The following is a 4,165-nucleotide window of genomic DNA, read 5'->3' as shown; positions in this document are numbered from 1 at the left end:
GCCCACTGCCGGTCCTTCACCATCCAGGGCACCCCGACCACCCGGCCCGGCGCCCCCTGCGGAGCCCGCCTCGCACACGACCCGCTGCGCCATCACCGGCCCGGACCCGCCCTGCTCGCGCTCCAGCACAAGATCCTTCGACTGCTCCGCCCGGGCCGCCCGGGACGGCCAGCACAGCAGTACTTCACCGAACTCATCCTGCTCGCCGGACTGGTCATGATCTCCTGGCCGCGCATCCAGGCGATCGGCACCACCCGCCCGCTCGCTGCAGCCGTCGACCGACGTCTCGCCATCCACGAGGGTGCCGACTCCCGTCCCTACCGCTCCAACGCGGCGCCCTTCGACGCGCTCGCCTGCGCCGGCGTCCTCCAGGTCACCGATCGCATCCTGACGGCCGAAGACCTGCGCGAAGCACTCTCCTCGCTCGCGCCCGAGGAGAACCGGACCCGCAGTGGAATCCCGCCCACACGGCACCTGATCTGGGACAACAGCTTCAAAAGGCACCGCAGCGCCTGCTCCGAGCGCTTCCAGCTCGCCGCCGACACGATCGTTCCCACCTTCCGGCGCACAGGCAAAGGCGGACTCCGAATCCCCTCCACCGGTGTCGACCTCCGGCCCGAACATATCCCCGCCTGCCTGCCTGAAGACCTGGCCGAACGCCACCTCAGCTTCCCCTCGGACATCGCCCCCAAGATGCGCCGACGCAGTGCCTCGGTGTTCCTGGTCCGGCGCGCACGCGGCGGCAGCTTGGACGAAGCCGCCCATTTCCTCGGAATCAGCACCCCGAACAATCGGAATCAGCACCCTGAACAAAAGGATCGGCTACACACAGCTGCTGAACCGACACCTCCACACCCGCGGCACGGCCCGCGACTTCGAACGAGCCCTCGACTCCATCACCGCCGAACTCCTCGCGGGCCCCGCCATCGACTACCAGCACCGACACCGCGTGAGCGCTTCGTCTGACGAGTTGAGCAGGGTACCGGTACGGCCCAGTCGTCGACACCGGCCGCTCCGGTCGCCAACTGGAGCGCTCATGAGCCGAAGCTCAGGAGTTGTCACCGGCGACGCCGGATGAGCTGGCGGAGAGGACCGGTCGAGGCACGTTGGTTGTCACCGATTAGGCATCCCCCTTGTCACAACCGCTCGTTCGGCAGACTTTCTGTCACCAGTACCGAAGATTCTGAGTTCCCGGATACCTCAGTGATGCCGTACTCAGGGCTGAGCCCTTCCACAGCGAGGCGGAAGAGGCGGTCGGCCTGGGTCTCGGGGTCCTTGTGGTGCTCGGTGGCCAGGGCGATGCCGACGGCGAGGGTCAGCAGGTCGTGAAAGGTGACGTGCGGTGCAACCGCCTTGTCGCGAATGGCCCGCTGGAGCAGGGGAGTTCCGGCCGCTGCGATTCTGTTGCCACAGGAGTGCGGGGAGGGTTCCTCGGAGGGAGGCTCGTAGCTGAGGGTGTTGGCGAATCCGCGGGCTGAGACGGCGTAGAGGACGAGGGCGTGGAGCCACTCCAGGAGGGCAGTGCGGCCGTCCTCGGTCGCACTTAGCCGGTGGGCGCGCTCGCATAGGCCCTCGATGCGCTCCTGAAAGACGGCTTCGAGCAGGGCACGGCGGGTGGGGAAGTGACGGCGCACGGTCGCCGAACCGACGCCTGCGGTGCGGGCGATCTGCTCCTGGGATGCCTCGGCGCCGTGCGCGGCGACCTCGGCTTTGGCGACGGCGAGGATGCGCTGGTAGTTGCGTCGGGCGTCCGAGCGCTGACCGGTCATGATCTCCTCATTGCTAAGCGGCGGGCCCCGCCATATCTTAGCGGCAGGCAAAGCGGCGGGCCCCGCCGTTTTCTTTCTCCGGTCCGTGAGGAGCAGCAACCATGCCCATCGACAGCGATACCGTCCTGGTCACCGGAGCCACCGGCCAGCAAGGCGGGGCCACGGCCCGCGCACTCCTGGCCGCCGAGGTGCCCGTACGTGCACTCGTACGCGATCCGCGGTCGAAGTCCGCCCAAGCGATCGAGGCGCTGGGCGCCGAGCTGGTGCGGGCGGATCTCTCCGACCGGGACTCCCTCGGCCCAGCGGTCGAGGGAGTCCGCGCGGTGTTCTCGGTGCAGATGCCGCCCATGACCGAGACCAGCGTGGACTTCGCGGGCGAGCTCGCCCAAGCCACCAACCTGGTGGACGCGGCGAAGGCTGAGGGAGTACGGCAGTTCGTGCAGTCCTCGACCAGTGGAGTCGGTGAGCATACCCGGGTCGCCGGCTGGGCTGAGGGCCGCTGGGCGGCGATGGCGGACTACTTCCACACCAAGCAGGCGATCATGGAGGCGGTGCGGGGTGCGGGCTTTGCCCGCTGGACGGTGCTCAAGCCCGCCTTCTTCATGGAGAACCTGCCCCTGCTGGCACCCAAGGGGCCGCGCGGCGGACTGCTGACGGTACTGAAGCCGGAGACCGAACTGGCCCTGGTGGCCGTGCGGGACATCGGCACGGCTGCGGCGCACGCCCTTCGAGACCCTGACCGGTTCCACCAGGTGGAACTGGAACTGGCCGGTGACCTGCGCACGATGGAGCAGATCGCGCAGACCTTGTCCGCCGCCTGGGGCGTGCCCGTGGCCGCACCCTCCATGAGCCTGGAAGAGGCCCTCGACGCGGGCATGCCGACGTGGGGAGCCGGACACGAGTGGAACAACGCGGTCCTCCAGCCCGCCCGGCCCGAGTTTGCACGAAAGTTGGGCATCCCGGTCACCACCTTCGCCGAGTGGGCGGATGAGCAGCTGACACCCGTGTCCGGCTAGTGACCTGAGTCGGAGATTCGTCGTTGGTTGGGCATGAGTCGTCCGGGACCGAAGATTCCGCCGTTGTCGGTGACCGATGCCCAGCGGGCCGTGCTGGAGGGGTGGGTGCGGCGTCGTTCGACGGCCCAGGCTCTGGCCCAGCGCTCACGGATCGTGCTGGAGTGCGCCGAGGGGCACTCGATCATGGAGGTGTCGCGGCGGCTGCAGGTCAGTCCCGACACGGTCCGCACCTGGCGGCGGCGCTTCCTCGAACGGGGTCTGGACGGCCTGTCCGACGAGCCGCGGCCCGGTGTCCCGCAAAAGATCACCGACGCGGACGTCGAGCGGGTCATCGTCAAGACGCTGGAGGAGAAGCCGAAGAACGCGACTCACTGGTCGACGAGGTCGATGGCGGCGGCCACGGGCATGTCCCAGTCGGCGGTCTCCCGCATCTGGCGGGCCTTCGCCCTGGCCCCGCACCGGACGCAGACGTCTCTGCTGTCCACCGACCGGTTGTTCATCGACAAGGTCCGCGACGTCGTGGGCTTGTATCTGGATCCGCCGGAGAAGGCCCTGGTGCTGTGCATGGACGAGAAGTCGCAGATCCAGGCCCTCGACCGGTCCCAGCCGGTGCTGCCGAGGGTGCCCGGGGTTCCCGAGCGTCGCAGTCACGACTGCGTCCGGGCCGGCACCACCACCCTGTTCGCGGCCCTGGAGGTCGCCACGGGGAAGGTGATCGGCTCCCTGCACCGGCGGCACCGGGCCGTGGAGTTCAAGAAGTTCCTGGTCAGGCTGGACCAGGAGGTGCCCGCCGAGCTCGAGGTGCACCTGATCCTGGACAACTACGTCACCCACAAGACGCCCGCCATCAAGAAGTGGCTGCTGGCGCACCCCCGTTTCCACCTGCACTTCACGCCGACGAGTGCGTCCTGGCTGAACCTGGTGGAGCGGTGGTTCGCCGAACTGACGCAGAAGAAGCTCAGGCGCGGTGTCCACCGCTCCGTCCAGGCCCTCGAACGCGACATCCGGTCCTGGCTCGCCGATTGGAACGAGCGTCCCAGGCCGTTCGTCTGGACGAAGACGGCCGACGAGATCCTCGACAAAGTCGCCGCCTACTGCCGACGAATCTCCGACTCAGGTCACTAGGGCGTATCCGGCGCTGTGACGCTCGGCAGCGCCCGCCGGGGCGGACTGGGGCGAGAAGTTGGAGTGGCCCTGCCCCGGCATCCCCGCCGCGGTGGTTACCGAATTCGCCGGGCACCCGTTGGCCGGCCTGCCGTTCTTCACTCCGGAGACGGTGACGACCGACCACCGATTCGTCTACCGCAACCACTACCTGGTACCTGGCCGAAACCAACGGTGACAGCAAGCCTGCCGGCTTGCTGTCACCGTTGGTTTCGG

3 protein-coding genes and 1 pseudogene are annotated in these 4,165 nt (G+C 68.4%); 3 read left to right on the top strand and 1 reads right to left on the bottom strand.

What is annotated here, in order from left to right; translation table 11 throughout:
- A pseudogene (locus B7L92_RS40810) lies at positions 1 to 966 on the top strand (hypothetical protein); the annotation flags it as partial.
- A 170-nt stretch (positions 967 to 1,136) separates the two neighbouring features.
- On the opposite strand, the gene B7L92_RS35250 reads toward B7L92_RS40810, so the two are convergent.
- Entirely contained in the window at positions 1,137 to 1,769 is a 633-nt protein-coding gene (locus B7L92_RS35250) for a TetR/AcrR family transcriptional regulator (protein WP_081241284.1), read from the bottom strand.
- 101 nt (positions 1,770 to 1,870) lie between these two features.
- On the opposite strand from B7L92_RS35250, the gene B7L92_RS35245 reads away from it, so the two are divergent.
- Both B7L92_RS35245 and B7L92_RS35240 read left to right on the top strand, forming a co-directional pair.
- Complete coding sequence (locus B7L92_RS35245; protein ID WP_081241283.1) at positions 1,871 to 2,785, top strand: NmrA/HSCARG family protein; 915 nt, start codon at positions 1,871 to 1,873, stop codon at positions 2,783 to 2,785.
- A gap of 33 nt (positions 2,786 to 2,818) precedes the next feature.
- A complete protein-coding gene (locus B7L92_RS35240) occupies positions 2,819 to 3,910 on the top strand; it encodes an IS630 family transposase (protein WP_081241282.1) in 1,092 nt (363 codons plus the stop codon).
- Positions 3,911 to 4,165: the final 255 nt, after the last annotated feature.

It is taken from the genome of Streptomyces viridosporus (assembly GCF_002078235.1).
Taxonomy (GTDB): Bacteria; Actinomycetota; Actinomycetes; order Streptomycetales; family Streptomycetaceae; genus Streptomyces; species Streptomyces viridosporus.
The sequence above is the reverse complement of the archived record's forward strand: the minus strand, read 5'-3'. Positions and strand labels throughout refer to the sequence as shown.